Source organism: Streptomyces sp. NPDC006309, assembly GCF_040613095.1.
GTDB lineage: Bacteria > Actinomycetota > Actinomycetes > Streptomycetales > Streptomycetaceae > Streptomyces.
Genome location: NZ_JBEXRO010000021.1, coordinates 1 through 25,905, shown reverse-complemented (window position 1 = coordinate 25,905; position 25,905 = coordinate 1). Strand labels below are relative to the sequence as shown.

Sequence of the window (25,905 nt, the reverse complement as noted above, 5' to 3'; positions counted from 1 at the left end):
CCCCTTCCTATGGCCTCGGTCACGTCCCTCACCGATTCCGTCCAGCAGCGCCTCGCGTCCGCCCTCTCGGCCACCCTGCCGGAGGCCGTCGACGCCGACCCGCTGCTGCGACGAAGCGACCGGGCGGACTACCAGGCCAACGGCATCCTCGCGCTCGCCAAGAAGGCCAAGGCCAACCCGCGGGAGCTGGCCGCCCAGGTCGTCGCCCGCGTCGAGTCCGGTGACCTGATCAAGGACATCGAGGTCTCGGGCCCCGGCTTCCTGAACATCACCATCGGCGACGGCGCCATCACGGCCACGCTGGCTGAGCGCTACGCGGACGACACCGGCCGCCTCGGCGTGCCGTACGCCGCCACGCCCGGTACGACGGTGATCGACTACGCCCAGCCGAACGTGGCGAAGGAGATGCACGTCGGCCACCTGCGGAGCGCGGTGATCGGCGACTCGGTGGTGCAGCTGCTGGAGTTCACCGGCGAGAACGTGGTCAGGCGCCACCACATCGGCGACTGGGGCACCCAGTTCGGCATGCTCATCCAGTACCTGGACGAGCACCCGCACGAGCTGGACCACAAGGACGCCCAGGTCTCCGGTGAGGAGGCGATGTCGAACCTCGACCGCCTCTACAAGGCCGCGCGCAGGCTGTTCGACTCCGACGAGGAGTTCAAGACGCGGGCCCGCCGCCGGGTGGTCGACCTCCAGGCCGGCGATGCGCACACGCTCGCCGTGTGGCAGCGGTTCGTGGACGAGTCGAAGATCTACTTCTTCTCCGTCTTCGAGAAGCTGGACATGGAGGTCCGGGACGCCGACATCGTCGGCGAGTCCGGCTACAACGACATGCTGGCCGAGACCTGCCGCCTGCTGGAGGAGTCGGGCGTGGCCGTCCGCTCCGAGGGCGCCCTCTGCGTCTTCTTCGACGACATCAAGGGCCCGGACGGCAACCCGGTCCCGCTGATCGTGCAGAAGTCCGACGGCGGCTACGGCTACGCGGCCACCGACCTGTCCGCGATCCGCGACCGCGTCTTCCACCTGAAGGCCAGCACCCTGCTGTACGTGGTCGACGCCCGCCAGGCGCTGCACTTCCGGATGGTCTTCGAGACCGCCCGCCGGGCCGGCTGGCTGAACGACGACGTCACCGCGGTCCAGTTGGCCTTCGGCACGGTCCTCGGCAAGGACGGCAAGCCGTTCAAGACGCGTGAGGGCGAGACGGTCCGCCTGGTCGACCTGCTCGACGAGGCGATCGAGCGCGCGTCGGCCGTGGTCCGCGAGAAGGCCCAGGACCTCTCCGAGGAGGAGATCGCCGAGCGGGGCGCCCAGGTGGGCATCGGCGCGGTGAAGTACGCCGACCTGTCGACGTCGGCCAACCGGGACTACAAGTTCGACCTGGACCAGATGGTCTCGCTCAACGGCGACACGTCCGTCTACCTCCAGTACGCGTACGCCCGTATCCGCTCGATCCTCCGCAAGGCCGGCGAGGTCCGCCCGGCGGCCCGCCCGGAACTGGCCCTGGCCGACGCCGAGCGCGCCCTCGGCCTGCACCTGGACTCCTTCGCGGAGGCCGTGGCGGAGGCGGCCGGGGAGTACGCCCCGCACAAGCTGGCGTCGTACCTCTACCAGCTGGCGTCCCTGTACACGACGTTCTACGACAAGTGCCCGGTCCTGCGGGCCGAGACACCGGAGCAGGTCCAGAACCGCCTCTTCCTGTGTGACCTGACGGCCCGCACCCTGCATCGCGGCATGGCCCTGCTCGGCATCCGCACCCCCGAGAAGCTCTGATCCGCGGCCCTCACCCCTGCGCGTCGAGGAGCTCCCGGGCGCGCCGGACGAGGGCTTCGCGTACCTCGTCCGGGGCCAGGACGCGCAGGGGTGTCGCCAGGCCGAGGAGGTAGCGGGCGAGGCCGTCCGCGTCCGGGCCGCCGATGTCCACCAGGGTGGCGTCGGGGCCGTCGGGGCGATGGGTGCCGACCGTCGCCGGGACGACGCGCAACGCCCGCTCCATGGGCAGGGGCAGGCGGACGGTCGCGGACAAGGGGTAAGGGCCGTTCGCCGTGTTGTGGGAGACGAGCTGCGCCGGGTCGGGCGGGTCGGTGATCTCCACCGGCCGCCCGGTCGGGGTCAGCCGCTCCACGCGGTCGGCGCGGAAGGTCCGCCAGCCCCGGGCCACGTCCCGCGCGACGAAGTACCAGCGCCGCCCGGTATGGACGAGCCGGTACGGATCGACCTCCCGGACCGTGTTCCGGCCCTCCCCGTCGCGGTAGGACAGCCGGGCCCGCTCACCGCGCCGGCAGGCGGCGGCCAGCTCCAGCAGCATGCCGGGCCGCAGCCGCGGCCCCTCGGACCCGGGCAGCCGTACCAGCGCGTCGTCCCACTCCCCCAGCCGCCCGGCGATCCGCGCCGGCAGCACCTGACGCAGCTTCAGCAGCGCCGACAGCGCGGCCTGGTCCCCGCCGAGGGCGCCGCTCAGGGCCGCCTCCCGCAGCCCGACCGCCACGGCCAGCGCCTCCTCGTCGTCCAGGATCAGCGGCGGCACACGCGCCCCCGCCCGGAGCCGGTAACCGCCCCAGGGCCCGGCGTCGGAGTCGACGGTGTACCCCAGTTCCCGCAGCCGCGCGATGTCCCGCCGGACGGTGCGGTCGGTGACGGCCATGCGCTCGGCCAGTTCGGCGCAGGTCCAGGCGGGCCGGGCGGCGAGCAGCGCGAGCAGGCGCAGCAGACGGGCGGACGCGCTGATCACGTGTGGAAGTCTCGCACGCGGACCCGCGTGACCAGGACCGGAACTGTCCTGGTCATGGCCTACGGTCGCTCCCATGACCACACAGAGCACACCCGCACCCGCGTTCCGCTACGCCGCCGTCACCCTCGACTGCGCCGACACCGCCGAACTGTCCCGCTTCTACGCGCAGATGTTCGGCCTGTCCGTCGCCTACACCTCCGAGGACTTCGTCTTCCTCGCCGGCAAGGACGGCGGGCCGGGCCTGGGCTTCAGCCGGGTGCCCGACCACCGCCGGCCCACCTGGCCGGACCCGGCCGAGCAGAAGCAGGCCCACATCGAGGTGGGCGTGGACGACCTGGAGGCGGCCGAGGCGCACCTGCTGGCCCTGGGCGCGACCAAGCCCGAGAACCAGCCCCAGCCGGACCGCTGGCGGGTGCTGCTCGACCCCGCCGGGCACCCGTTCTGCATCACGACCCTGGTCTGACCCGGCGCACCGGCCGTTGTCAGTGGGTGCCCCTACAGTCACCGGCATGGCGACTCTTCCGAACCCGCTGCCCAGGCTGGCCACCGACCCCAGCGGGCGTTCTCTGGGGCTGCGACTCCCGCCCGGCAGACTGGTGGACGCGACAGCCGACGGCCCCTGGCACGAACCGCTGCTGTGGCACGCGGAGAAGGGGTCCGCGCCCGGCACCTGGAAGGCGCTGGGCGCGCCCGCGGCCCGGGCGGGGCTGCTGCCGGTTCTGGTGGACCTGGCCGGCTGCCGGACCGGCACCGAGGACTGGCCGCTGCTGCCGGCGGAGGCGTCCTACCCGGGGGACCACGACGCCGAAGAGGTCCTCGGGGAGTACTGGGCGCAGGAGACGGACGGTCAGGGGACCGACGAGACCGAGCCGTTCGGGGACCGCTGGCCGGGGCTCGCCCCCGCCGGCGTCCTCGCCGCCGACCCGGAGACCCGTGCCGCCCAGGTGGCGGACGCGCTGCACAGCGACCGGGACAGGTGGAACGAGTGGATCGAGGAACCCCACCTCGCGCTCGTCCCCGCGCGCCGGTCCGCCGACATACCCGCGGCGATCGGCTGGACCGGCCCGCTCAACTACGACCAGGACGTGGCCCGGGTCTGCGCGGTGCTGCGGTCCTGGGAGGACCGGTTCGGCGCCCGCGTCGTCGCCCTCGGCCGGGACACGCTGGTCATGTCGGTCGCGGCGCCGCCCACCGGGACCGGGGACGCCGAGGCCCTGGCCGCCGAGCACTACGCGCTGTGCCCGGACGTCGTGGCCCGGAACGGGCCGGGGAGCGTCGGCGCGTACGCCAAGGAGCTGGCCGGCGCCACCAGCTGGCCGTTCTGGTGGGACTGACCCGACGGGGACGGCGTCAGCGCGTCCCCGGCTCCACGCCCGCCTCCGCCTCCGCTTCCGCCGCTGCTTCCGGCCGCCACGTGTCGCCCCCGAGCGGATAGGCGTACTTCGGCCGTCCGTTGTTGCCGCTGGTGCGGAACGGGCGGCCGTCGTCGTCGATCAGCAGTGTGCCGTGCCGGCCGCCGCTGGACCAGGACAGCTCGAGGTACCAGCTGACGTCGTACGCGGAGGCGTCGGCCGCGACGTGGAAGACCTCGGGGTCCGACCGGCTCACCTTGAAGGGGAAGCCGCGGCTGCCGGCCTCCGGCACCGGCGCGGGGCGCATCGCGTCCAGGGCGACGGTGAACGAACGGGTGGGCACGGTACCGCCGCAGCCCACACCGGGATAGCCCATTGCGTAGTCGTTCCAGGCCAGGGGGGAGCGCTTGCCCGCCATACGCACGGACAGCTTCTCCAGGACGACGGTCTCCTCGCCGGTGCCCTGCACGGTGAAGGTGACGTACTGCTCCCCCGCCGCCACCGCCTTGTGCACGCTCATCCAGGCCGGCACGTCCTGCTCCAGGGGCGGCGGGGTCACGGCGGACGGCGGCCGGTCGATCAGGTAGTGCTGGGAGCAGGGGTCGCGCCAGGCGTCCGCGTCGGTGTTGACCGTGAGCGGCGGGGCCGCCGTGACCGTCCGCCGGGTCGGGGAGGCGCTCGGCGCGGCCTCGGGGGTGTCGCTGCGGGTGGCGGCGGGGGCCTTGGCGGAGGGGGAAGGGGATGCCGAGCGGGTGGCCGACCTGCGCGGTGTCGCGCTGCCGGACGTCCGGGCGGGTGACACGCCGTCCCGGTCGGCGGCTTCCACGGTGGCCGCCGTGGCCCCCTTGCCGTCCTGTGACCCGGTACCGAAGGGCATGACGAGGCCGACCGCCACCGTGCCGAGCACCGCGGTGACGGCGAGCGCGGCGAGGAGGACGGTCCGGCGCCGGGCCCCGGCCACCGAGGCCGCCGGCACCGGCCCGGATCCGGACCCCGGCACCGACTCGGACTCCTGCTCCGGCACCGGCCCGGGCTGCTGCTCCGGCACCGGCTCGGGCGCCTCCTCCCGGACGGGTACCGGTGCGGGTTCCGGCTCCGGCGCCTCCTCCGGCAGCCGCGTCTCCTGGACCGGCGCCCGCTCCCCCGCCCCGGCCCGCTCCCCCTGGCCCGGTTCCTTCCGGCCGCGCCACGCGTCGGCCAGTACCCAGCGCCGGTGCAGTTCCACGAGTTCCCCGGGCGCGGCTCCGCACAGCCGGGCGAGACGCTCGACGGGCGCGTAGTCCACCGGTACGGCGTCCCCGTTGCAGTACCGGTGGAGCGTCGACGTACTCATGTGGAGCCGCTTGGCGAGCGTGCCGTAGCTGTGCCCGGAGCGGTTCTTCAACTCCCGCAGCAGCTCGGCGAAACCGCTTGCGGACATGCCCTCCGACACCGTTCCTCCGTCCCCCCGCATCCCACCCCGGCGTTCCAGGCAGGGACCGTTTCAGCAGGTCAAGACCTGTGTGGGCGTTCCAGCGTCCCGGATGATCCCCAGCCGCTGGCCCCCGGTGCGCGACCGCCCCCAGGCTGTGGTCATCCAAGCACGACAACAGGCCCGGCCCGAAAGAGGACTTGCCATGCGTTTGCGCCATATCCGTCTGATCGCCGCCACCGGCACCGCCGTCACCGCCCTCGCGCTCACGGCGTGCGGCAGCGGGACGGGCACCGACGACGAGGGCGCCGCCCGGCCGACGGCGGCGGCGGCGGAGCAGACCGCGCCCCGGACACCGCCGGCCACCGGCGACGCCGCCGGCCGCACGGCGGCGGTCACGCCCGCGGCGGCCCGTACCCACGCCCCCGGCGCACAGCCGAGCACCGCCCCGCCGGCCGCCCACGCCGGCAGGAGCACCGGCACCCGTACCGGCGGCTCGGTCGTGCTGTGCAACGGCGCGAACACGACCGTCACCGCCCAGCCGCTCGCCCGGCCCCTCGACCACATGCTGCTCACGGTGACGAACACGGGCGGCAAGACCTGCGAGCTGCCCTACTACCCCGTCCTGCGCTTCGACCGGATGCAGTGGGTGCCGCAGGCGGACGAGTCGACCCGGCCGCAGGCCGTGGTCACCCTCGCGCCCGGCGAGTCGGGTTACGCGGGCGTGCTGCTGTCGGCCGCCGACGGCAGCGGCACCGGCGGGAGGACCGCCCACAAGCTGACGGTGGCATTCCAGGGCCTCACCCCGGACAGCAGCGGCGGCCCGTCCGCGAGCCCGGCCCTGCCCGCCGAGGGCGTCTACTACGACAGCGCGCTGAAGGTGACGTACTGGCAGCAGGACCTGGACGCGATCAGCGGCTGGTGAACGCCTGCGCGGGCTGGCGCAGCTTCCGGGCCGCCTCGGTGGCCCAGTAGGTGAGGATGGTGCGCGCCCCGGCCCGCTTGATGCCGGTCAGGGTCTCGAGGATGGCCCGGTCCCGGTCCACCCAGCCCTTCTCGGCGGCGGCCTCGATCATGGAGTACTCGCCGGAGATCTGGTAGGCGGCGACGGGTACGTCCACGCTGTCGGCGACCCGGGCGAGGATGTCGAGGTAGGGGCCGGCCGGCTTGACCATCACCATGTCGGCGCCCTCGGCCAGGTCCAGTTCCACTTCCCGCAGGGACTCGCGCCAGTTGGCCGGGTCCTGCTGGTAGGTCTTGCGGTCGCCCTGGAGCGAGGACCCGACGGCCTCGCGGAAGGGGCCGTAGAAGGCCGAGGTGTACTTGGCGGTGTAGGCGAGGATGGCGACGTCCTCGCGGCCGATCTGGTCGAGCGCGTCGCGGACGACGCCGATCTGCCCGTCCATCATCCCGCTGGGGCCCACCACATGGGCGCCGGCGTCGGCCTGCACCTGTGCCATCTCGGCGTACCGCTCCAGGGTGGCGTCGTTGTCGACCCGCCCCTCGGCGTCCAGCACCCCGCAGTGCCCGTGGTCGGTGAACTCGTCCAGGCACAGGTCCGCCATGACCAGCAGGTCGTCGCCGACCTCGGCCCGGACGTCGCGCAGCGCCACCTGGAGGATGCCGTCCGGGTCGGTCCCGACCGTGCCCAGGGCGTCCTTCTTGCTCTCCTCCGGCACGCCGAACAGCATGATCCCGGAGATCCCGGCCTCCACGGCCTCCAGCGCGGCCTTCTTCAGGCTGTCCCGGGTGTGCTGCACGACCCCGGGCATCGCCGCGATCGGCACCGGCTCACTCACGCCCTCGCGGACGAACGCCGGAAGGATGAAGTCGGCGGGGTGCAGCCGCGTCTCGGCGACCATCCGCCGCATGACGGGCGAGGTCCGCAGCCGCCGGGGACGCGTACCGGGAAACGTTCCGTACTTCGACATGACTTCTACGCTACGCCCGCCGGACCCGTGCCTTTGCCGACGGGACGTCGGACGGGAAACCCCCGTCCGCCCGCCTCCTGCCGACCGGGGCCGGGGGGAAGCGGGCGAACGGGGGCAGGCCGTGCCTCAGGTGGTCGAGCGGCGCCTGCGCGCACCGGGCCGGCGCTCGCTCGGCCGCGTCACCGGGTCCCCGGCCTCCAGGGCCGCCGCGCGACGGCGCATGCCGAACTCGGCCAGCGCCTCGGCCAGCTTGTGCACGGACGGCTCCGGAGCCATCACGTCGACCCGCAGCCCGTGCTCCTCGGCGGTCTTGGCCGTGGCCGGGCCGATGCACGCGATCACGGTGACGTTGTGCGGCTTGCCGGCGATGCCGACCAGGTTCCGCACGGTGGACGACGACGTGAACAGCACCGCGTCGAAGCCGCCGCCCTTGATCGCCTCCCGGGTCTCCGCCGGCGGCGGCGACGCCCGCACGGTCCGGTAGGCCGTGACGTCGTCCACCTCCCAGCCCAGCTCGATCAGCCCGGCCACGAGGGTCTCCGTGGCGATGTCCGCCCGCGGCAGGAACACCCGGTCGATCGGGTCGAACACCGGGTCGTACGGCGGCCAGTCCTCCAGCAGACCCGCCGCCGACTGCTCCCCGCTCGGCACCAGGTCGGGCTTCACGCCGAAGGCGACCAGCGCCCTGGCGGTCTGCTCGCCCACCGCGGCCACCTTGATGCCCGCGAAGGCCCGGGCGTCGAGCCCGTACTCCTCGAACTTCTCCCGGACGGCCTTGACGGCGTTCACGCTCGTGAAGGCGATCCACTCGTACCGTCCGGTCACCAGACCCTTGACGGCTCGTTCCATCTGCTGGGGCGTGCGCGGCGGCTCGACGGCGATCGTCGGCACCTCGTGCGGCACGGCACCGTAGGACCGCAGCTGGTCGGAGAGCGACGCCGCCTGCTCCTTCGTCCGCGGCACGAGCACCTTCCAGCCGAACAGCGGCTTGGACTCGAACCACGACAGCTGGTCGCGCCGGGCGGCGGCGGAACGCTCACCGACCACGGCTATCACCGGCCGGCCGCCGTCCGGCGACGGCAGCACCTTCGCCTGCTTCAGCGTCTGCGCGATCGTGCCGAGCGTCGCCGTCCACGTCCGCTGACGGGTCGTCGTACCGGCGATCGTCACCGTCAGCGGGGTGTCCGGCTTGCGGCCCGCCGCGACCAGCTCGCCGGCCGCCACGGCCACGGAGTCCAGGGTGGTCGAGACGACCACCGTGCCGTCCGAGGCGCCCACCTCCGTCCAGCAGCGGTCGGAGGCGGTCCGGGCGTCCACGAACCGGACGTCCGCGCCGTCGGCGCCCCGCAGCGGCACACCGGCGTACGCGGGCACGCCGACCACGGCGGCGACACCGGGGACGACCTCGAAGGGCACCCCGGCGGCGGCGCAGGCGAGCATTTCCTCCGCGGCGTACGTATCGAGTCCCGGGTCCCCGGTCACCGCACGGACGACCCGCCTGCCGCCCCGCGCGGCCTCCATGACAAGATGGACGGCATCCCGGACAGGAGACGGGACCGCAGCCGCTGTTGACGTTCCGTCAACGACCGTGAGCTGCGGCGTGCCCGTGCCCGGCGGTGAGACCGAGGAGGGTTCCGCGTTCGTTTCCACGACCGAGACGCCCTGCCGCGCGTGCGCCCGGATCACATCGAGCACCTCGTGCTCGGCGACCAGGACGTCCGCGTGCGACAGCGCCTCCACGGCGCGCAGAGTCAGCAGTCCCGGATCCCCGGGTCCGGCACCGAGGAAGGTGACGTGACCGTGTTCCAGGCCGGCGGGAAGGGTGGTGGGGCTCATCGTGCTCGCTCCCCCATCAGACCGGCCGCGCCCTGGGCGAGCATCTCGGTGGCGAGTTCGCGCCCGAGTGCCGTTGCCCGGTCGTGCGTCTGGGGCACGGGACCGGTGGTGGACAGCTGCACCATGCGAGTGCCGTCGGTCGTGCCGACCACACCGCGCAGGCGCATCTCCTTGACAATCTGCCTGTCGGCCTGGGGGTCCCCCCGCTCGAGCGGAGCCGAGAGTGGGGGAAGGTCGGCCAGCGCGCCCACAGGGGCGCTGCAGCCGGCCTCCAGGGCGGCGAGCAGTGAGCGTTCGGCGGTGACGGCGGCCCGCGTGAACGGGTCGTCCAGTTCGCCGAGCGCGGCGACGAGTGCGGCGTCGTGGGCGGTGTTCCCCGCCCTGCACTCGATCGCCAGTGCCCCCTGGCCGGGGGCGGGCAGAATCGTGTCGACCGACAGGAAGTCGGTCACCTCGTCGATGCGGCCGATCCGGTTCAGTCCGGCGGCGGCCAGCACGACCGCGTCCAGCTCACCGGCGTGGACGTATCCGATCCGCGTGTCGACGTTGCCGCGGATCGGGACGGTCTCGATGTCCAGGCCGTGGGCGCGGGCGTACGCGTTGAGCTGCGCCATGCGGCGCGGCGCACCGGTGCCGATGCGCGCACCGCGCGGGAGGTCGGTGAACTTCAGGGCGTCGCGCGCCACGATCACGTCCCGGGGGTCCTCGCGCACCGGTACGGCGGCCAGGACCAGGTCCTCGGGCTGCGTGGTCGGCAGGTCCTTGAGCGAGTGCACCGCGAAGTCGACCTCGCCCCGCAGCAGCGCGTCGCGCAGCGCCGTCACGAAGACGCCGGTGCCGCCTATCTGCGCCAGGTGCTCACGGGAGGTGTCGCCGTACGTGGTGATCTCGACCAGTTCGACGGGCCGCCCGGTCACCTGGCGGACGGCCTGAGCCACCTGCCCGGACTGGGCCATGGCGAGCTTGCTCCGCCTCGTCCCCAGCCGCAAAGCCTTCTCAGTCATGCCGGTCGGCCCTTCGTGTCTGTGCTGTCCCCGGCCCGGGAGACGGCGGCTACCGTCTCGGGGTCGAGGTCGAACAGGGTGCGCAGCGCGTCCGCGTACCCGGCACCGCCGGGCTCGGCGGCGAGCTGCTTGACCCGTACCGTCGGCGCGTGCAGCAGCTTGTCGACGACCCGGTGCACGGCCTGCCGGATCTCTCCGCGCTGGCGTTCGTCCAGGTCGGGCAGGCGGCCGTCGAGCCGCGCGATCTCGCCGGCGACGACGTCGGCGGCCATGGTGCGCAGCGCCACCACGGTCGGCGTGATGTGCGCCGCCCGCTGGGCCGCCCCGAAGGCCGCCACCTCGTCGGAGACGATACGCCGTACCTGGTCGACGTCGGCCGCCATCGGCGCGTCGGCGGACGCCTCCGCCAGCGACTCGATGTCCACCAGGCGCACCCCGGCCAGCCGGTGCACGGCCGCGTCGATGTCGCGGGGCATGGCCAGGTCGAGGAGGAAGAGGAAGGGGGCCGGTCGCTCGGCGGGCGGCTCGGGCCTGCGCCGCTCGGGGATCCGGGCGCCCGTGGCGACGGTCGCGGCGAGCGCGGTGATCAGCTCGGCGTCCGCCTCGGGCGTACGGCGCTCCCGGCGGTCCAGGACCCCGTTGTCCACCCAGGCCGCGTGCTGCTCCAGGGTGGCCGCGTCCAGGCCGGCCACGGCGGCCTCGCCCATGACGGAGAAGCCGGGCTGCACGGCGGCCAGGTCGAGCGGGCAGTTGTCGTCGGCGCCGGCGGCCGGCGAGACCCTGGCGTTGCCGGTCTTCCCGGCCGGGTGGGCGGTGTGGGCGACGGCCGGCCGCCCGGTGCGTCCCTCGACCGCCTGCGCGACCGTCTCCGCCGTGAGCACCAGACCCGTCGCCCCGGTACAGGAGACGACGACGTCGGCACGTGTCAGCTCGTCCCGTACGGCCTCCATCGGCACCGCGCGCGTGGTCACGGCGGCCTCGCCCCCGGTGGTGCGCTGTCCGTGGTGCTCCGCGAGCAGGAGCGCGAGCCGCTCGGCGCGCTCGAGGGTGCGGTTGGCGACGACGATCTCGGCGACTCCGACGCGCGCGAGCGTGGCGGCGGCCAGCGAGGACATCGACCCGGCGCCGATGACCAGCGCCCTGCGGCCCGCCGCCCAGTCCTGCACGGCACCTCCCGCGGCCAGCTGCTCCAGGCCGAAGGTGACCAGGGACTGCCCGGCGCGGTCGATGCCGGTCTCGGAGTGGGCGCGCTTGCCGACCCGCAGGGCCTGCTGGAACAGGTCGTTCAGCAGCCTGCCGGCGGTGTTCAGGTCCTGGGCGCGGGCCAGTGAGTCCTTGATCTGGCCGAGGATCTGCCCCTCGCCGACGACCATCGAGTCCAGGCCGCAGGCCACCGAGAACAGGTGGTGGACGGCCCGGTCCTCGTAGTGCACGTAGAGGTAGGGGGTCAGTTCCTCCAGGCCGACGCCGCTGTGCTGGGCGAGCAGCGTGGACAGCTCGGCGACACCGGCGTGGAACTTGTCCACGTCGGCGTACAGCTCGATGCGGTTGCAGGTGGCGAGCACCGCGGCCTCGGTGGCCGGTTCGGCGGCCACCGTGTCCTGCACGAGCTTCACCTGGGCGTCCGTGCTCAGCGCGGCCCGTTCGAGGACGCTGACCGGGGCGCTGCGGTGGCTCAGCCCGACGACGAGCAGACTCATGCCGGCATCACGGCGGGTACGTCCCCGTCGGGCCCCTGGTCGGTGGAAGCGTCACGGGTGGTGGCGGCGGGCCGGGCGCCGTCGCCGGCGGCGGTCTCCTCGCCGGCCTTGCGCTGCTCGTGGAAGGCGAGGATCTGAAGCTCGATGGAGAGGTCGACCTTGCGCACGTCGACGCCGTCCGGGACGGACAGCACGGTCGGCGCGAAGTTCAGGATGGACGTGACACCGGCGGCCACGAGCCGGTCGCAGACCTGCTGGGCGGCACCGGCGGGGGTGGCGATGACGCCGATGGAGACCCCGTTGTCCTTGATGATCTTCTCGAGCTCGTCGGTGTGCTGCACCGGGATGCCCGCCACCGGCTTTCCGGCCATCGCCGGGTCGGCGTCGATGAGCGCGGCCACCCGGAAGCCCCGGGAGGCGAAGCCGCCGTAGTTGGCGAGGGCGGCGCCGAGGTTACCGATACCGACGATGACGACCGGCCAGTCCTGGGTGAGGCCGAGTTCGCGGGAGATCTGGTAGACGAGATACTCCACGTCGTAACCGACACCGCGCGTTCCGTAGGAGCCCAGGTACGAGAAGTCCTTGCGCAGCTTGGCGGAGTTGACCCCCGCCGCCGCGGCCAGCTCCTCGGAGGAGACCGTGGGGACCGAGCGCTCCGACAGTCCGGTCAGCGCTCGGAGGTACAGCGGAAGCCGGGCGACGGTGGCCTCGGGAATCCCTCGGCTACGGGTCGCCGGTCGGTGTGTTCGGCCAGTTGCCACGGTGCTCCTGCGGGTAGAGCGGGGCTGTAGGCGGTCATACGTCACCAGACCGCCCCGTCGACAGCAGGCTATGTCTTTGTGAACGCGTGCACAAAGATGGTGTCCGATTTGTCCGGCAGAAGTGACCGGGGTCACGCGCCCCTCGCGCCCTGGCCGGGAACCGGCACACACGCACCGACGTTCCTTCGTTACTGGGGGCAAAACCGCACACTCTCCTCACGAATCCCGCCCCCGAGACCAGACCGCCGTCGATCCTAAGCGAACTTTCCGGCCAGTTCGGACTACTCGGTCAGTGCCCGGCGCAGCCGCGCCTCGTCCACCCGCCAGAAGGTGTGCTGTTCACCGTCGATCAGGACGACCGGGATCTGCTCCCAGTACCGGGCGTGCAGCTCCGCGTCCGCGGTGGTGTCCCTGGGCTCCCACGGCACGCCCAGCTCGCCGCACACCTTCTCGACCACCAGCTGCGCGTCGTCGCACAGATGGCAGCCGGGCTTGCGGACGAGGGTCACCCGCCGCTCACGGGGTTCTGCCTTACGTCGGAAAAGGGCGCTCATACGGTCCATTCTCGCGCGCTCCGCGCCCGTTCCGGATCGCCCGCCGCACGGTACGGTCGCGCAGAGTTCACCCGCCCCCACCCGCTCCGCTCCGGAACCGCCGAACGGACTGGCTATGCTCACGTCATGGCCGCTCTCGGATGGCTCACTTCCCGTAGGCGCTCCGCCACGGCGCGGAGCGTGTTGGCAGGCGAGGCCTCGGCGGAGGCTGCCCGCAAGTCCACGCAGGAAGCCCAGGGGACCCCGCGGGCCGCGCCGGAGGAACCGGTGTTCCCGGTCATCGGCGACGACAAGGCCGCCGCCTTCTTCGACCTCGACAACACGGTGATGCAGGGCGCCGCCCTGTTCCACTTCGGCCGGGGGCTGTACAAGCGGAAGTTCTTCGAGACCCGCGACCTGGCCAGGTTCGCCTGGCAGCAGGCGTGGTTCCGGCTGGCCGGCGTCGAGGACCCCGAGCACATGCAGGAGGCCCGCGACTCCGCGCTGTCCATCGTCAAGGGCCACCGGGTCGCCGAGCTGGAGACGATCGGCGAGGAGATCTACGACGAGTACATGGCCGACCGCATCTGGCCCGGCACCCGCGCCCTCGCCCAGGCCCACCTGGACGCCGGCCAGAAGGTGTGGCTGGTCACCGCGGCCCCCGTCGAGATCGCCCAGGTCATCGCCCGCCGCCTGGGCCTGACCGGCGCGCTCGGCACGGTCGCGGAGTCGGTCGACGGCGTCTACACCGGCAAGCTGGTCGGCGAGCCGCTGCACGGCCCGGCCAAGGCGGAGGCGGTGCGCGCGCTGGCCTCGGCGGAGCACCTGGACCTCACCCGCTGCGCCGCCTACAGCGACAGCCACAACGACATCCCGATGCTGTCCCTGGTGGGCCACCCCTACGCCATCAACCCGGACGCCAAGCTCCGCAGGCACGCCCGCGAGCAGGACTGGCGCCTGCGCGACTACCGCACCGGCCGCAAGGCGGCCAGGGTCGGCATCCCGGCCGCGGCCGGCGTCGGCGCGGTCGCCGGCGGCACCGCCGCCGCGATCGCTCTGAGCCGACGGCGCCGATAACCACGCCCCCGCGGGCCGCACGGCGCCTCCCGGGCACCGCGGCGGCACCGCCGCCCGCCCGGACCACGGCCCCCACCAGGCCGGTCCCGCGTTTCCCGCCCCTTCAGGGGGCGCACGAGCCGCGGCCCCGCGCGCCCAGGATTATGCCGCGGCCACTTCAACTCGTCCCGTACTTCACCGGAATGCGCCCCGATCCGTTCATGAACCGATCACTCTGTGGCACGCGATAGGGCTTCATTCGGTTACGGAAGCGACGCAATCGATAGTTTGAGCAACTCGGTGTAGCAGGGCCTGCACGAAGCGTTATTCTCCTCAGACGCAATCCGGTACCCCTCCGTCGCTACGACGGGTGAACGGTTCCGCACTGCACGTGATGGAAGCTCTGCCTCTGGGAGTCCCGTGTACCCACACGTCGGGGTTGACGCCTCGGGCCTGGCTACGCTGCGCGCAACGATCGCGACGGTCAAAGAGACGCTGCGCGGCCATGTCCCCCCCGCGTACGCCGTCCCCGCCTTCGCCGCCGCCGCGCCCCTGGGCCCGTGCTACGCACTGGCCGACGGCGGCGCCGCCGTCGGCAGACGAGGGCGTGCCACCGGCGCGGCCACCGCCCGCCGCCCTGCCGCCGACAGCGACAGCGCCCGGATGATGGACCTGGTCGAACGCGCCCAGGCCGGAGAGGCCGAGGCCTTCGGACGGCTCTACGACCAGTACAGCGACACCGTCTACCGGTACATCTACTACCGCGTCGGCGGGCGGGCGACCGCGGAGGACCTCACCAGTGAGACCTTTCTGCGGGCGCTGCGCAGGATCGGCACGTTCACCTGGCAGGGCCGCGACTTCGGCGCCTGGCTGGTCACGATCGCCCGGAACCTCGTCGCCGACCACTTCAAGTCCAGCCGTTTCCGGCTCGAGATCACCACCGGCGAGATGCTCGACGCCAACGAGGTCGAGCGTTCCCCGGAGGACTCCGTCCTGGAGTCCCTGTCCAATGCCGCCCTGCTCGACGCCGTACGGCGGCTCAACCCCCAGCAGCAGGAGTGTGTGACGCTCCGCTTCCTCCAAGGCCTCTCGGTCGCCGAGACCGCCCGCGTCATGGGCAAGAACGAGGGTGCGATCAAGACCCTCCAGTACCGCGCCGTCCGCACCCTCGCCCGCCTGCTGCCGGACGACGCCCGCTGAGCCGTGCCACGCCGGGCGACGCTCAACTCACGGTCCGTGAAGGAGCGTTGCCTTTCTGATCCGATCATCCGCCGTCCGTAACCCAAGTGCCGCGCCAGTCGTTGTGCGGGATACAGGCTCCCTGTGGTCACGTCCTGGCCCACCTGATCGCTCGATCGCGTGAGAGTGGTCGCGGACGTGCACCCTCAGGACCCCCTGGGGAGTCGACCGTCATGACGAGAGGAGGTGCCGCCAGTGATCGCGAACGTATCGGCGCACCGGCGGGCGAACGCCTTCGCCCAGGCCGTGGAGGAGCAGTCCGACCAGGACACGGCGGCCGAGCAGTCCGCAGCACCGGCGGAATCACCGCCGGCCGCCGAGGAACAGACCGACCAGGGCCTGCTGCTGGCCCTGACGGCGGGTCTCGGCGCGCTGCCCAAGCCACAGCTCGACCCGGAGGTCAAGGTCGTCCAACGGGCCCAGCTGGTGGCCGCGATGGAGGCCATGCTCCGGGAGGGCACCGGGGCGGCGGACGCGTCGGTACCGGAACAGCGCTCCCACCGGGTCAAGGGCGCGCACCGGGCGAGCCCACTGGGCAAGCTCCGCCCGCGTACGAGACTGACCAAGGGCCTCGCGGCGGGCGGACTGAGCGTCGGCGTGGCCGCCGGGGCCTTCGGCGGCGTCGCCGCCGCCAGCTCCGACGCCCTGCCCGGCGACTCGCTGTACGGCCTGAAACGCGGCATCGAGGACTTCCAGCTCAACTATCTGGCCGACGGCAACGACCAGCGCGGCCAGACCTACCTCGACCAGGCCTCCACGCGGCTCGGCGAAGCCAGACGGCTGCTGGAGCGCGGCCGGGGCGGCCATCTCGACCACGAGTCCATCGGCGAGATCCGGCGCACCCTGTCCGGGATGCGGCACGACGTCACCGAGGGGCACCGCCTGCTCCACGCGGCGTACGAGGCCGATCCCGGATCCCTCGGCCCCATCCAGGCACTGTCCACGTTCTCCCGATCCCACCGCGAGGCCTGGACCGCGCTCAGCGACAAGCTGCCCGTGCAGCTCGGGGACGTCAAACAGGAGGTCTCCTCGGTCTTCGACGCCATAGACCAGGAAGTCGCGCCGCTCCAGTCCCTGCTTCCGCAGCCGCCCGCCGAACCCGGCACCGGCAAGCGGCGGCACGGCTCCGGCCCGGCGGCCACCGGCTCCTCCGGCGGTCACCGGTCGACGGCGCCCAGCTCCACCGGCACCACCCCGTCCACCGGCAAGCACGCCCGCACCGGCGCTCCGAGCGGCTCGGCCAGCAGCAGCGGCGACGGCCTCATCGGCGGCGACACCGGCGGACTGCTCGACCCGCCGAGGACCGGGACCGGCGGCACCACCCCGCCCAGCGTCACCCCGCCGAACAACGCCCCCGACGTCACCATCCCGCCGCTGCTGCCGGGTCTCCTGCCCGACCTGGGCATCGAGAACGACAACGCCGGCTAGCCCCTCCCCGGCCGCGGTGGCGGGGGCGTCCCTCCCGAGCGGGACGCCCCCGCCACCGCGGCCATCCGCACGTCAGAAGAAGACCGAACGGCGCTGCACCAGAAGCTTGTAGAGCGTGTGCTGGATCTGTTCGCGGACCTGGTCGGTCAGGTTGAACATCAGCATCGGGTCCTCGGCGGCCTCCGGCGGGTAGCCGTCCGTCGGGATCGGCTCGCCGAACTGGATCGTCCACTTGGTGGGGAGCGGGACCGCGCCCAGCGGGCCCAGCCAGGGGAAGGTCGGCGTCAGCGGGAAGTACGGGATGCCCAGGAGCCTGGCCAGGGTCCTGGCGTTGCCGATCATCGGGTAGATCTCCTCGGCCCCGACGACCGAGCAGGGGATGATCGGCGCGCCCTGGCGCAGCGCGGTGGAGACGAAGCCGCCGCGGCCGAACCGCTGGAGCTTGTACCGCTCGCTGAACGGCTTGCCGATGCCCTTGAAGCCCTCCGGCATCACCCCGACCAGCTCACCCTGCGTCAGCAGCCGCTCGGCGTCCTCCGCGCAGGCGAGCGTGTGCCCCAGCTTGCGGGCCAGCTCGTTGACCACCGGCAGGACGAAGACCAGGTCCGCGGCGAGGAGCCGCAAGTGACGGTTCGCCGGGTGGTGGTCGTGCACGGCGACCTGCATCATCAGCCCGTCGAGCGGCAGCGTCCCGGAGTGGTTGGCGACGATCAGCGCCCCGCCCTCGGCCGGGATGTTCTCGATGCCCTTCACCTCGACCCGGAAGTACTTCTCGTACAGGGGCCGCAGCAGCGACATCAGGACCTGGCCGGTCAGCTCCTCGTCGTAGCCGAAGTCGTCGACCTCGTAGTCCCCCGTCAGCCGGCGCCGCAGGAAGGCCAGTCCGGCCGCCACACGCCGCTCCAGGCCGCCGTCCCGCCCGTCGCCCACCGACGGCTCGGCCGGCTCCTCCACGGGGCTCACAGGCCCGTCGTCCCGCGTCCGTGCCCGGCCCGGCAGCGACTGGACCTCACCGATCCCGCCGCCCGCCTCGCCGAGCGCGCCGCGCCGGCCGGCCCCGCTCCGGCGCCGCGCCGGGCGCTGCGCGGCGCTCCCGCGGGACCGGTCGTCGTCGAACGGAATGACCTTGGCGTCCGCCATCGTTGTCGCGCTCCTCAGTTGGCGCCGTGCGTCTGGAGGTGGCCGGCCGCCCTCACGGTCAGCGCGGCGATCCGGTCGACCGCTCCCGCGAGGCTCTCCGGCGGCAGCAGCCCGGGGCCCTGGCCGCGCGCGAAGTCCGCGAACGTCTCGGCCGTCGTGTACCGGGGCGTGAAGCCCAGCGTCTCGCGCATCTGGACGGTGTCGACCACCCGCCCGTGGGTGAGCAGCCGGATCTGCTCGGGCGAGAAGTCCGTCATGCCCAGCGTACGGACGAGGGAGCCGGCCCAGGTGACCGCGGGCAGCAGCAGCGGCACGGTGGGCCGCCCGAGCCGCCGCGAACACTGCGAGAGCAGCAGCACGCCGTCCCCGGCGATGTTGAACGTGCCGCTGTTGAGGGTGCCCCGGCGCGGTTCGTGCGAGGCGATCCGCAGCACCTCGATGACGTCGTCCTCGTGCGCGAACTGGAGCCGCGGGTCGTAGCCGAACACGGTCGGCAGCACGGGCAGTGCGAAGTACGAGGCGAGCGGGGTGTCCGCGGCCGGCCCGAGGATGTTGGCGAACCGGAGTACGCACACGGCGACGTCCGGCCGTCGCCGCGCGAACCCGCGCACGTACCCCTCGACCTCGACGGCGTCCTTGGCGAAGCCGCCGCTGGGCAGCGACTTGGGCGGGGTCGTCTCGGTGGACACGGCCGGGTCCCGGGGCGCGGACCCGTACACGTTCGTACTGGACTTCACCACCAGCCGCTGCACGGCCGGCGACTTCTGGCAGGCGCCGAGCAGCTGCATGGTGCCGATGACGTTGGTCTCCTTGACCGTGGCCCGGTTGCCGCCGCCCAGGGGCGTCCCGGTCACGTCCAGGTGGACGACCGTGTCGGCGCCCGTCTCGGCGAGCACGCGGGCGATGGTCGGCTGCCGGATGTCGGCCTGGATGAAGTCGGCTCCGCCCAGATGGTGCGCCGGCGGCACCGCGTCCACGGCGATCACCCGGTCGACCTCCGGGTCCCGCTGGACGCGCCGCACGAAGCGGCCGCCCAGTTGCCGGGCGACTCCGGTGACGAGCACGACCTTTCCCAAGATCAGCGCCTTCCTTCCCGCGTACCGGTATCCCGCGTTCCCCCGTGCGGCCAACCTAGCGGGTCGTGGTCGCGCTGTGACGACCCCCGATGCGCGAGGTGACGGATTTTCCCCCGTCCGCAGACGCCTGTGGCCCCCCACCAGTACTGATGGGGGGCCACAGAGTCACGCTCTCGCGCGTCGCCTACTTCTTGTTGCGACGCTGCACACGCGTGCGCTTCAGCAGCTTGCGGTGCTTCTTCTTGGCCATCCGCTTGCGCCGCTTCTTGATAACAGAGCCCACGACTACCCTCGCTCACTTCTCATGACTCGGTTGTTGGGCGCCATGGGCCCACACGACCTACGAGGGGCCAGCCTACCCAACCGAGCGCCGAGGTCGTAATCGAGGGTTCCCGGGCATCACACCCGGGCGTCGCCGTCAGGCCGTCTCCACCCCCACGTAGCTGTCGCGGAGGTACTCGTGTACCGCTTGTTCGGGGACGCGGAAGGACCGCCCCACCCGGATCGCGGGCAGATGACCACTGTGCACCAGACGGTACACGGTCATCTTCGACACTCGCATCACCGAGGCGACCTCCGCCACGGTAAGGAACTGGACCTCGTTGAGAGGCCTCTCGCCAGCTGCGGCCATGACACACCTGCACCTTCCGCACTCGACGGTCACCGGCTTCCCCTTCCGGTGACTCTTCGTCGCTGCGTGCTCACTCCCCAGACTAGGGGCGGGTGATGCGAGTGGGGAAGAGGTGCACCCATCGGCGGCTACTGTGACAGACATGCCCGATTGAGTACGTAGCGGGTCAGCGGCCGGTAGTGAGCAGACCGTACGGCGTCGTCAACCGGAACGGCGACGGACACCCGCCCCTCGGCCTCCCCCACGAACAGCGCGGGATCGTCCGTGTCGGCCAGCCCGATGGCCTGGAACCCCAGTTGACCAGCGCCGCAGACCCATCCGTGGTCCCCGACGACCAGCTCGGGCAGCGGCCCGCCGGCCTCCGCGGCGGCCTCCAGCGCGACCCGAACCGGGAGGGGGGAATGGCTGTGCACACCCGGCTCACCACCGGGGCGCTCGCCCGCCGGTTCCCGCACCAGGGCAACCCCTCGTACGTAGTCGAGACGATGAGTGCGTAGACCGAACCGGGTCAATATGTCGACACAGCGACCCTGCGCCGGGGTGAGCACGTCACACCCCGCCGCCGAGAGAGCGTCCGCCAGGGCGGCGTAGAAACCGAGCAGCCGCTGCGGGTGCCCGGTGCCGAACAGCACGGGCGCGCCCCGCCGGGCCGTCTCCCGCAGCCGGTCCGCGAAGGCGTCCAGCGCGGCCAGGGTGCGCTCCGGGTCGATCACGTCCGGCCCGGACGTGTGCCGGGGGTCGGCGCACACCCCGCACTTCTCCGCCATCAGCGCGAGCACGTCCCGCTGCCCCCAGGTCCCCTCGGGAACGAGCCCGATCAGCACCCGCGGGTCCCGGGCGGCGAACAGCCGGTAGCTCCGCAGACTGTCCTCCCGCGAGGTGGCCACCACCCCGGCCAGCCGGACGGCCAGCAGATGCGCACGGAGGCGGGCAGAGGTCGACACGGGTGCGATGGTGACGCATCGCGGATCCGGCGGGGACGAGAACCGGCGAACTGCGCACACTCGGCCCAAGGCGGCGGCAACCTCTGCCGCCTCCCCGGGACGAGGGGCGGGCGAACCGAGCGCCGCCCGCGCAGGGGCGACCGAGCGAAGCCTCCGGGACCGTCCCAGGGGGCGCCGGCCGGCCAGAGCTCCACCGGCCGGCGCCCTTCCAGGGGACGGGGACAGGCAAAGCCACCGGACTCTCCCAAGGGAGCGGCGACCGGACGAACACCCGCGCCCGCCCAGCGGGGCAGGCAACCGGGCGAACGGCGCGGTCACCTTCCAGGAGACAGAAAGACAAAGCCTCCGAGCCGTCCCAGGGGGCGCCGGCCGAGCGAAGCCTCCGAGCGCAACCAGGGAACGGTGGCCGAGCGAAGCCTCCTATTCCCCTCCAGGGACGGGCGACCGGACGAACCACGCGGCGGCCTTCCACAGGCGGCGGCCGGGCGAACCATGCGGTGGTCTCCCGGGGGCGGCCAGCCGGACAAAACTTCCGGGGCCCTCCAAGGGTCCGGCAGCCGGACGAACCCTCGCGGTGCGCTCCCCGGAACGGCAGGGAGGCACAACCCTGCAACGCCCTCCCCGGAACGATGCCGGTGAACCCCCAGGGCGCTCCCAGGGGTGGCGGGCAGACACGGCCTCCAGCCCCTCTCGGGAACAGCGGCCGGGCGGAGCCTCCGCACCTTTCCAGAGGGCAGCGGCCGGACGACCGGTGCGCTGGTCTCCCAGCCCGACCAGCCGTACGACACCCTCCGGGCTCTTGCAGGGGCCGGCAGCCGGGCGATCGTGCGGCGCGCTCCCGGAGCGGCAGGGAGGCGGCCCTGCGACGCCCTCCCGGAACGGCGGCCGGGCGAACCCAGAGCGCTCCCAGGGGTGGCGGGCAGGCACAGCGTCCGGGATAGGCGGCCGGGCGGAGCCCAGTGCTCGGGAGCGGAGGCCGGGCGGAGCCTCCGGGCCATCCGCGGGGTGGCGGGCCGGCGCGCCTGCCGTGCCTCACCGAAGTGGCAGGTGCGCCCCGGGGACCTGCCGGGGCGGTGGCCGGGGGACCCTCAGGGCCCCGGCGCGCGCTCCGGCGGTCCGGTCAGGGCAGGAGGCCCCGGAGGGGGAAGACCGCTCGCCGGGTCGCCAGTACCGCCTGGTCGACGCGGTCGGCGGGGTCGTAGCCCGCCTCCCAGTCGCCGTATCCCACCGGCCACAGCCCGTCCGTCATCCGCCGCGGCCCCGGCTGCCGCGTCCGCGCGAACACGTCCTGCCGCCATTCCTCGGGAATCATCGCCTCCGGGGCCACCGGCTTGCCGGCGACGATCCCCACCAGGTGCGTCCACGACCGCGGTACGACGTCCACCACCGCGTACCCGCCCCCACCGAGCGCGACCCACTTGCCGTCCGCGTAACGGTGCGCCAGCTCGTGACACGCCGTCTGCACGGCCCGCTGGGCGTCCAGCGAGACGGCGAGGTGCGCCAGCGGATCCTCGAAGTGCGTGTCGGCCCCGTGCTGGGTGACGATCACCTGCGGCCGGAACCCGGCCACCAGCTCCGGCACCACCGCGTGGAACGCGCGCACCCACCCCGCGTCCCCGGTCCCGGCCGGCAGGGCCACGTTCACCGCGGTCCCCTCCCCCGCGCCAGCCCCGGTCTCCTCGGGCCACCCGGTCTGCGGGAACAGCGTCCGGGGATGCTCGTGCAGCGAGATGGTCAGCACCCGCGGGTCCTCCCAGAACGCGGCCTGCACCCCGTCCCCGTGATGCACGTCCACGTCCACGTAGGCGACCCGCTCGGCGCCCAGCTCCAGCAGCCGCGCGATCGCCAGCGAGGCGTCGTTGTAGATGCAGAACCCGGACGCGCCGCCCGGCATCGCGTGGTGCAGGCCGCCCGCGAAGTTCACGGCGTGGTCGGCGTCGCCGCGCCACACCGCCTCCGCCGCCCCGACCGACTGCCCTGCGATCAGCGCGGACACCTCGTGCATCCCGGCGAACGCGGGATCGTCGGGCGTACCGAGCCCGTACGACCCGTCGGCCCCGTCCGGATCCGCGGACACGGCCTTCACGGCCTCGATGTAGTCCTCCCGGTGGACCAGCCGGAGCGTCGACTCGCCGGCCGGCTTGGCCGCGACGATCTCCAGCTCCCGGTCGAGCCCGAAGGCACCGACCAGTTTCCGGGTCAGCGCCAGCCGCACCGGATCCATCGGATGGCCCGGGCCGAAGTCATAGCCCGTTACTGCCTCGTCCCACATCAGCTGTGCGCGGCCGCTCATGCCCGCCACCGTATCGGTCCGGTTGAGCCGCGAACGACCTGGCGTACCCGAGCGTCAGCAGCACCAACACCATCGGCACGAGCATGGCGCCCCGGTAGCTCCACGCGTCCCCGAGGGCGCCCACCAACGGCGAACCGACCAGAAAGCCCACGTAGTTGAAGATGTTCAGCCGCGCGACCGCCGCGTCCGAGGCCCCCGGGAACAACCGCCCGGCCGCCGCGAACGTCTGCGGCACCAGGACACACAGACCCAGCCCCAGCAGGGTGAACCCGAGCATCCCGGCCCACGCCCCCGACGCCGAGGCCACCACCGCGAACCCGCCGGCCGCCACCACCGCCCCGAGCCGTACGACCGCCACGGCCCCGAACCGCCGTACCCCGAAGTCCCCGATGGTCCGCCCCAGCAGCGTCGTCACCATGTACACGTTGTACGGGACCGTCGCGAGCTGCTCGGAGCTGCCCAGCACGTCCTTCAGATACTTCGCGCTCCAGTTGGAGACCGTCGAGTCCCCGATATAGGCGAAGGTCATCACCAGGCACAGCGGCAGCAGCAGCCGCAACACGAGCGTCCCGCCCCCGCCCGCCGCCTCGCCCCCGCCGGGCACCGCACCCGCGTCGCCCGCGTCGACGTACCAGCGGCTCCCCACCAGCACCGCCGGCAGCAGGACGGCCACGACCGGCAGGTACGACACCCACAGCGCGAGATGCCAGTGCGCCCCCGCCCACGCCAGCGACGCCCCGATGATCCCGCCCAGGCTGTACGCGGCGTGGAAGCTGAGCATGATGCTGCGCCCGTACGACCGCTGGAGGTTGACCCCGAGCATGTTCATGGACGCGTCCAGCACCCCCACCGCCAGACCGAAGACGCCCAGCGCCAGCGCCAGCGCGGCCAGCTGCCCCACCCCGCCCGCCCCGACGCCGAGCAGCCCCAGCAGCACCACCGGCTGGGACCAGCGCAGCAGCCGGCTGGGCGGCACCCGCTTCACCAGGTGCTCGGTGGTCACGCTGCCGGCCCCGGCGAGCACCGGTACGGCGGCCAGGAAGAGCGGCAGCAGCGCGTCGGAGACGCCGTACCGGTCCTGGACGGCCGGGATGCGCGTCACGAGCAGGGCGAAGGCGACACCCTGGGCGAAGAACCCGAACGCCAGCGAGGCCCTGCCGCGCCGCAGCACATCAGTCATGGCGGCGAGCGTAGGGCCCCGGGCTACCCGTGGGTAGATCCAGCCAAAGGTGAGTTTCCCTCAACTTCGTCGGTCCACCCGGCCGGTGGTCAGGCGGCGACGGTCACCGCGGGACGCTCGGCGTGGCCGGCGGCCACCTCGTCCGCGAGCATCCGCTCCATCGGCCCCGCCGCCAGCCCACCGCTGATCACGAAGCCGATCACCATAGCGACGATCAGGAAGACACCGCCGAGCCACACCATCGTGTCCACCGGGAGGGTGTAGGCGCCCACGAACCGTGCGACGCACTCGGCGAGCAGCACCACACCCCAGACGACCGAGAACGCGTTCTCCTTACGGCGGAAGTCCGCGGACCCGGCCGCCGCGCCGGACGCCAGGCGCTGCCAGGCCGCTTCCTTGGCCGCGTCGCCCTTGACGAGGAAGGGCTTCATCCCCGCGGTCATCATGGGCTTCCCGAGCGCGACGGAGACCAGGATGCCGATGGCGACCGTGCTGCTGACACCACTGTCCTTGGCGAGCATCAGCCGCGGATCGCCCGAGACGAAGCTCAGCAGCAGCGAGACCACGTTCACGACGAGGATGAGACCCGCCAGGCCGTTGGTCCTGCGGTCCCTGACCAGGCTCCACCCGGTCCGCACCGCCGGCACCACGCTGCTCCAGGCGAGCGCCGCGAACGTGCTCATCCCGAAGGCGTCCTTGAACAGGTAGTACGAGCCGAGCGGCACCGCCACGTCGATGAGCAGCGGCTTGAAGTTGTCCAGCACGCTCGGGTTCTGGACCTGGTTCCCCGTCTTCTTCGTCATGCCCTCAGCTTCGCCGCCGGGAGGGGTCCGGTGGTAGAACCGATCGTCCGGTGGTCCGCATGACAGATGTCAGGTGAGGGCCGATGGCGGTGGTCATATGAGCAGGTCAGGGAGCTCGCTCATGTCGGCGAAGAGCCGCTGGGCGCCCGCGAGCCGCTCCGCCGGCGTCATCGCGGTGAACCCGTACACGTCCATCCCGGCCGCGAGGGCCGCCTGTACGCCCAGCGGGGAGTCCTCCACGACCACACACCGCCCGGGGGGCACACCCATCCGCTCGGCCGCGTGCAGGAACAGGTCGGGGGCCGGCTTCCCGCGCGCCACGTCCTGCGAGCTGAAGATCCTGCTCTCCTCGAACCACCGGTCGAGCCCGGTCACCCGGTGCCCCACCCGGATCCGCGCATGACTTCCGGAGGAGGCCACGCAGTACGGCACCCCGTCCGCGGCCAGCTTCTCCAGCACGCCGGCCGCCCCGGCCACGGGCTGGAGCTCCCGCTCGAACGCGGCGAAGACCCGAGCGTGGAAGACGTCGTCGAAGTCGTCCGGGAGCCGCTGTCCCGTCCGCTCCAGGACGAGCTCATGGACCCGGTGCATCGCCGAGCCCATGTAGTCCCGGACGGAGTCCTCGTACGAGGTGGGATGGCCCAGCTCGGTCAGAGAGGCGGCCAGGTGCCGGTTGGATATCGGCTCGCTGTCGACGAGGACACCGTCGTTGTCGAAGATGACGAGTTGGTAGCGCATGGCACCGACACTAAAGGACCCACAACGCAGAAAACCCCCGCATCGAAGATGCGGGGGTTTTCCCAAAGATTGTTCGGCGGTGTCCTACTCTCCCACAGGGTCCCCCCTGCAGTACCAT

Annotated in this window: 24 protein-coding genes; 7 read left to right on the top strand and 17 right to left on the bottom strand. The window is 72.7% G+C overall.

Going from position 1 to position 25,905, the window contains the following annotated elements:
- Positions 1–9: 9 nt before the first annotated feature.
- The gene (gene argS, locus ABZ117_RS24690) at positions 10–1,773 is read left to right on the top strand and encodes an arginine--tRNA ligase (RefSeq protein ID WP_356823954.1); all 1,764 of its coding nucleotides are present in this window, start codon (positions 10–12) and stop codon (positions 1,771–1,773) included.
- 10 nt (positions 1,774–1,783) lie between these two features.
- On the opposite strand, the gene ABZ117_RS24685 is transcribed toward argS, so the two are convergent.
- Positions 1,784–2,731: a YafY family protein gene (locus tag ABZ117_RS24685; RefSeq protein WP_356823953.1), complete on the bottom strand. Its 948-nt coding sequence runs from the start codon at positions 2,729–2,731 to the stop codon at positions 1,784–1,786.
- Between the two features lie 73 nt (positions 2,732–2,804).
- Between ABZ117_RS24685 and ABZ117_RS24680 the strand changes: the two genes are divergently transcribed.
- Positions 2,805–3,194, top strand: a complete 390-nt coding sequence (locus ABZ117_RS24680; RefSeq protein ID WP_356823952.1) for a VOC family protein — start codon at positions 2,805–2,807, stop codon at positions 3,192–3,194.
- Positions 3,195–3,240: 46 nt separating this feature from the next.
- Entirely contained in the window at positions 3,241–4,065 is an 825-nt protein-coding gene (locus tag ABZ117_RS24675; protein ID WP_356823951.1) for a DUF4253 domain-containing protein, read from the top strand.
- A 16-nt stretch (positions 4,066–4,081) separates the two neighbouring features.
- Here the strand turns inward: ABZ117_RS24675 and ABZ117_RS24670 are convergent, their stop codons facing one another.
- Positions 4,082–5,503, bottom strand: coding sequence for a helix-turn-helix domain-containing protein (locus ABZ117_RS24670; RefSeq protein WP_356823950.1), 1,422 nt, complete (start codon positions 5,501–5,503; stop codon positions 4,082–4,084).
- 196 nt (positions 5,504–5,699) lie between these two features.
- On the opposite strand from ABZ117_RS24670, the gene ABZ117_RS24665 reads away from it, so the two are divergent.
- Positions 5,700–6,419 carry a DUF4232 domain-containing protein gene (locus ABZ117_RS24665; protein WP_356823949.1) on the top strand — a complete coding sequence of 240 codons (720 nt, stop codon included), beginning with the start codon at positions 5,700–5,702 and terminating at the stop codon, positions 6,417–6,419.
- On the opposite strand, the gene hemB is transcribed toward ABZ117_RS24665, so the two are convergent.
- The 6 genes from hemB to ABZ117_RS24635 form a co-directional block, all read right to left on the bottom strand.
- Positions 6,406–7,425 carry a porphobilinogen synthase gene (hemB, locus tag ABZ117_RS24660; protein WP_356823948.1) on the bottom strand — a complete coding sequence of 340 codons (1,020 nt, stop codon included), beginning with the start codon at positions 7,423–7,425 and terminating at the stop codon, positions 6,406–6,408. The two genes, ABZ117_RS24665 and hemB, sit on opposite strands and share 14 nt — an antisense overlap.
- 126 nt (positions 7,426–7,551) lie before the next feature.
- Positions 7,552–9,261 carry a uroporphyrinogen-III synthase gene (locus tag ABZ117_RS24655; RefSeq protein WP_356823947.1) on the bottom strand — a complete coding sequence of 570 codons (1,710 nt, stop codon included), beginning with the start codon at positions 9,259–9,261 and terminating at the stop codon, positions 7,552–7,554.
- Entirely contained in the window at positions 9,258–10,265 is a 1,008-nt protein-coding gene (gene hemC / locus ABZ117_RS24650; RefSeq protein ID WP_356823946.1) for a hydroxymethylbilane synthase, read from the bottom strand. Before hemC ends, ABZ117_RS24655 begins: the two co-directional genes overlap by 4 nt.
- Positions 10,262–11,965, bottom strand: coding sequence for a glutamyl-tRNA reductase (locus ABZ117_RS24645; protein ID WP_356823945.1), 1,704 nt, complete (start codon positions 11,963–11,965; stop codon positions 10,262–10,264). The genes hemC and ABZ117_RS24645 overlap by 4 nt, the downstream gene beginning before the upstream one ends.
- Complete coding sequence (locus ABZ117_RS24640; RefSeq protein WP_356823944.1) at positions 11,962–12,726, bottom strand: redox-sensing transcriptional repressor Rex; 765 nt, start codon at positions 12,724–12,726, stop codon at positions 11,962–11,964. The genes ABZ117_RS24645 and ABZ117_RS24640 overlap by 4 nt, the downstream gene beginning before the upstream one ends.
- Positions 12,727–13,007: 281 nt before the next feature.
- Entirely contained in the window at positions 13,008–13,280 is a 273-nt protein-coding gene (locus ABZ117_RS24635; protein ID WP_356823943.1) for a glutaredoxin family protein, read from the bottom strand.
- 126 nt (positions 13,281–13,406) lie between these two features.
- Between ABZ117_RS24635 and ABZ117_RS24630 the strand changes: the two genes are divergently transcribed.
- From ABZ117_RS24630 to ABZ117_RS24620, 3 genes are all read left to right on the top strand, one after another.
- Positions 13,407–14,336 carry an HAD-IB family hydrolase gene (locus tag ABZ117_RS24630; protein WP_356823942.1) on the top strand — a complete coding sequence of 310 codons (930 nt, stop codon included), beginning with the start codon at positions 13,407–13,409 and terminating at the stop codon, positions 14,334–14,336.
- Between the two features lie 399 nt (positions 14,337–14,735).
- On the top strand, positions 14,736–15,515 hold the full coding sequence (locus ABZ117_RS24625) for an ECF subfamily RNA polymerase sigma factor, BldN family (RefSeq protein ID WP_356823941.1): 780 nt from the start codon (positions 14,736–14,738) through the stop codon (positions 15,513–15,515).
- Positions 15,516–15,749: 234 nt separating this feature from the next.
- Positions 15,750–16,982, top strand: coding sequence for a DUF5667 domain-containing protein (locus ABZ117_RS24620; protein WP_356823940.1), 1,233 nt, complete (start codon positions 15,750–15,752; stop codon positions 16,980–16,982).
- Positions 16,983–17,054: 72 nt separating this feature from the next.
- Here the strand turns inward: ABZ117_RS24620 and ABZ117_RS24615 are convergent, their stop codons facing one another.
- The 9 genes from ABZ117_RS24615 to ABZ117_RS24575 form a co-directional block, all read right to left on the bottom strand.
- Positions 17,055–18,122 carry a lysophospholipid acyltransferase family protein gene (locus ABZ117_RS24615; protein ID WP_356823938.1) on the bottom strand — a complete coding sequence of 356 codons (1,068 nt, stop codon included), beginning with the start codon at positions 18,120–18,122 and terminating at the stop codon, positions 17,055–17,057.
- A gap of 14 nt (positions 18,123–18,136) precedes the next feature.
- Positions 18,137–19,198, bottom strand: coding sequence for an NAD-dependent epimerase/dehydratase family protein (locus ABZ117_RS24610; protein WP_356823937.1), 1,062 nt, complete (start codon positions 19,196–19,198; stop codon positions 18,137–18,139).
- 184 nt (positions 19,199–19,382) lie between these two features.
- The gene (locus ABZ117_RS24605) at positions 19,383–19,481 is read right to left on the bottom strand and encodes an AURKAIP1/COX24 domain-containing protein (protein ID WP_003948845.1); all 99 of its coding nucleotides are present in this window, start codon (positions 19,479–19,481) and stop codon (positions 19,383–19,385) included.
- Positions 19,482–19,616: 135 nt separating this feature from the next.
- Positions 19,617–19,829 carry a helix-turn-helix domain-containing protein gene (locus ABZ117_RS24600; RefSeq protein WP_121791081.1) on the bottom strand — a complete coding sequence of 71 codons (213 nt, stop codon included), beginning with the start codon at positions 19,827–19,829 and terminating at the stop codon, positions 19,617–19,619.
- Between the two features lie 128 nt (positions 19,830–19,957).
- The gene (locus ABZ117_RS24595) at positions 19,958–20,773 is read right to left on the bottom strand and encodes a phosphatase (RefSeq protein WP_356823936.1); all 816 of its coding nucleotides are present in this window, start codon (positions 20,771–20,773) and stop codon (positions 19,958–19,960) included.
- 1,120 nt (positions 20,774–21,893) lie between these two features.
- Complete coding sequence (locus ABZ117_RS24590; protein ID WP_356823935.1) at positions 21,894–23,066, bottom strand: acetoin utilization protein AcuC; 1,173 nt, start codon at positions 23,064–23,066, stop codon at positions 21,894–21,896.
- Positions 23,017–24,246, bottom strand: coding sequence for an MFS transporter (locus ABZ117_RS24585; RefSeq protein WP_356823934.1), 1,230 nt, complete (start codon positions 24,244–24,246; stop codon positions 23,017–23,019). Before ABZ117_RS24585 ends, ABZ117_RS24590 begins: the two co-directional genes overlap by 50 nt.
- Positions 24,247–24,335: 89 nt before the next feature.
- Positions 24,336–25,049 (bottom strand): VC0807 family protein, encoded by a 714-nt coding sequence (locus ABZ117_RS24580; protein WP_356823933.1) that lies wholly within the window; start codon positions 25,047–25,049, stop codon positions 24,336–24,338.
- 93 nt (positions 25,050–25,142) lie between these two features.
- The gene (locus ABZ117_RS24575; protein ID WP_356823932.1) at positions 25,143–25,787 is read right to left on the bottom strand and encodes an HAD family hydrolase; all 645 of its coding nucleotides are present in this window, start codon (positions 25,785–25,787) and stop codon (positions 25,143–25,145) included.
- Positions 25,788–25,905: the final 118 nt, after the last annotated feature.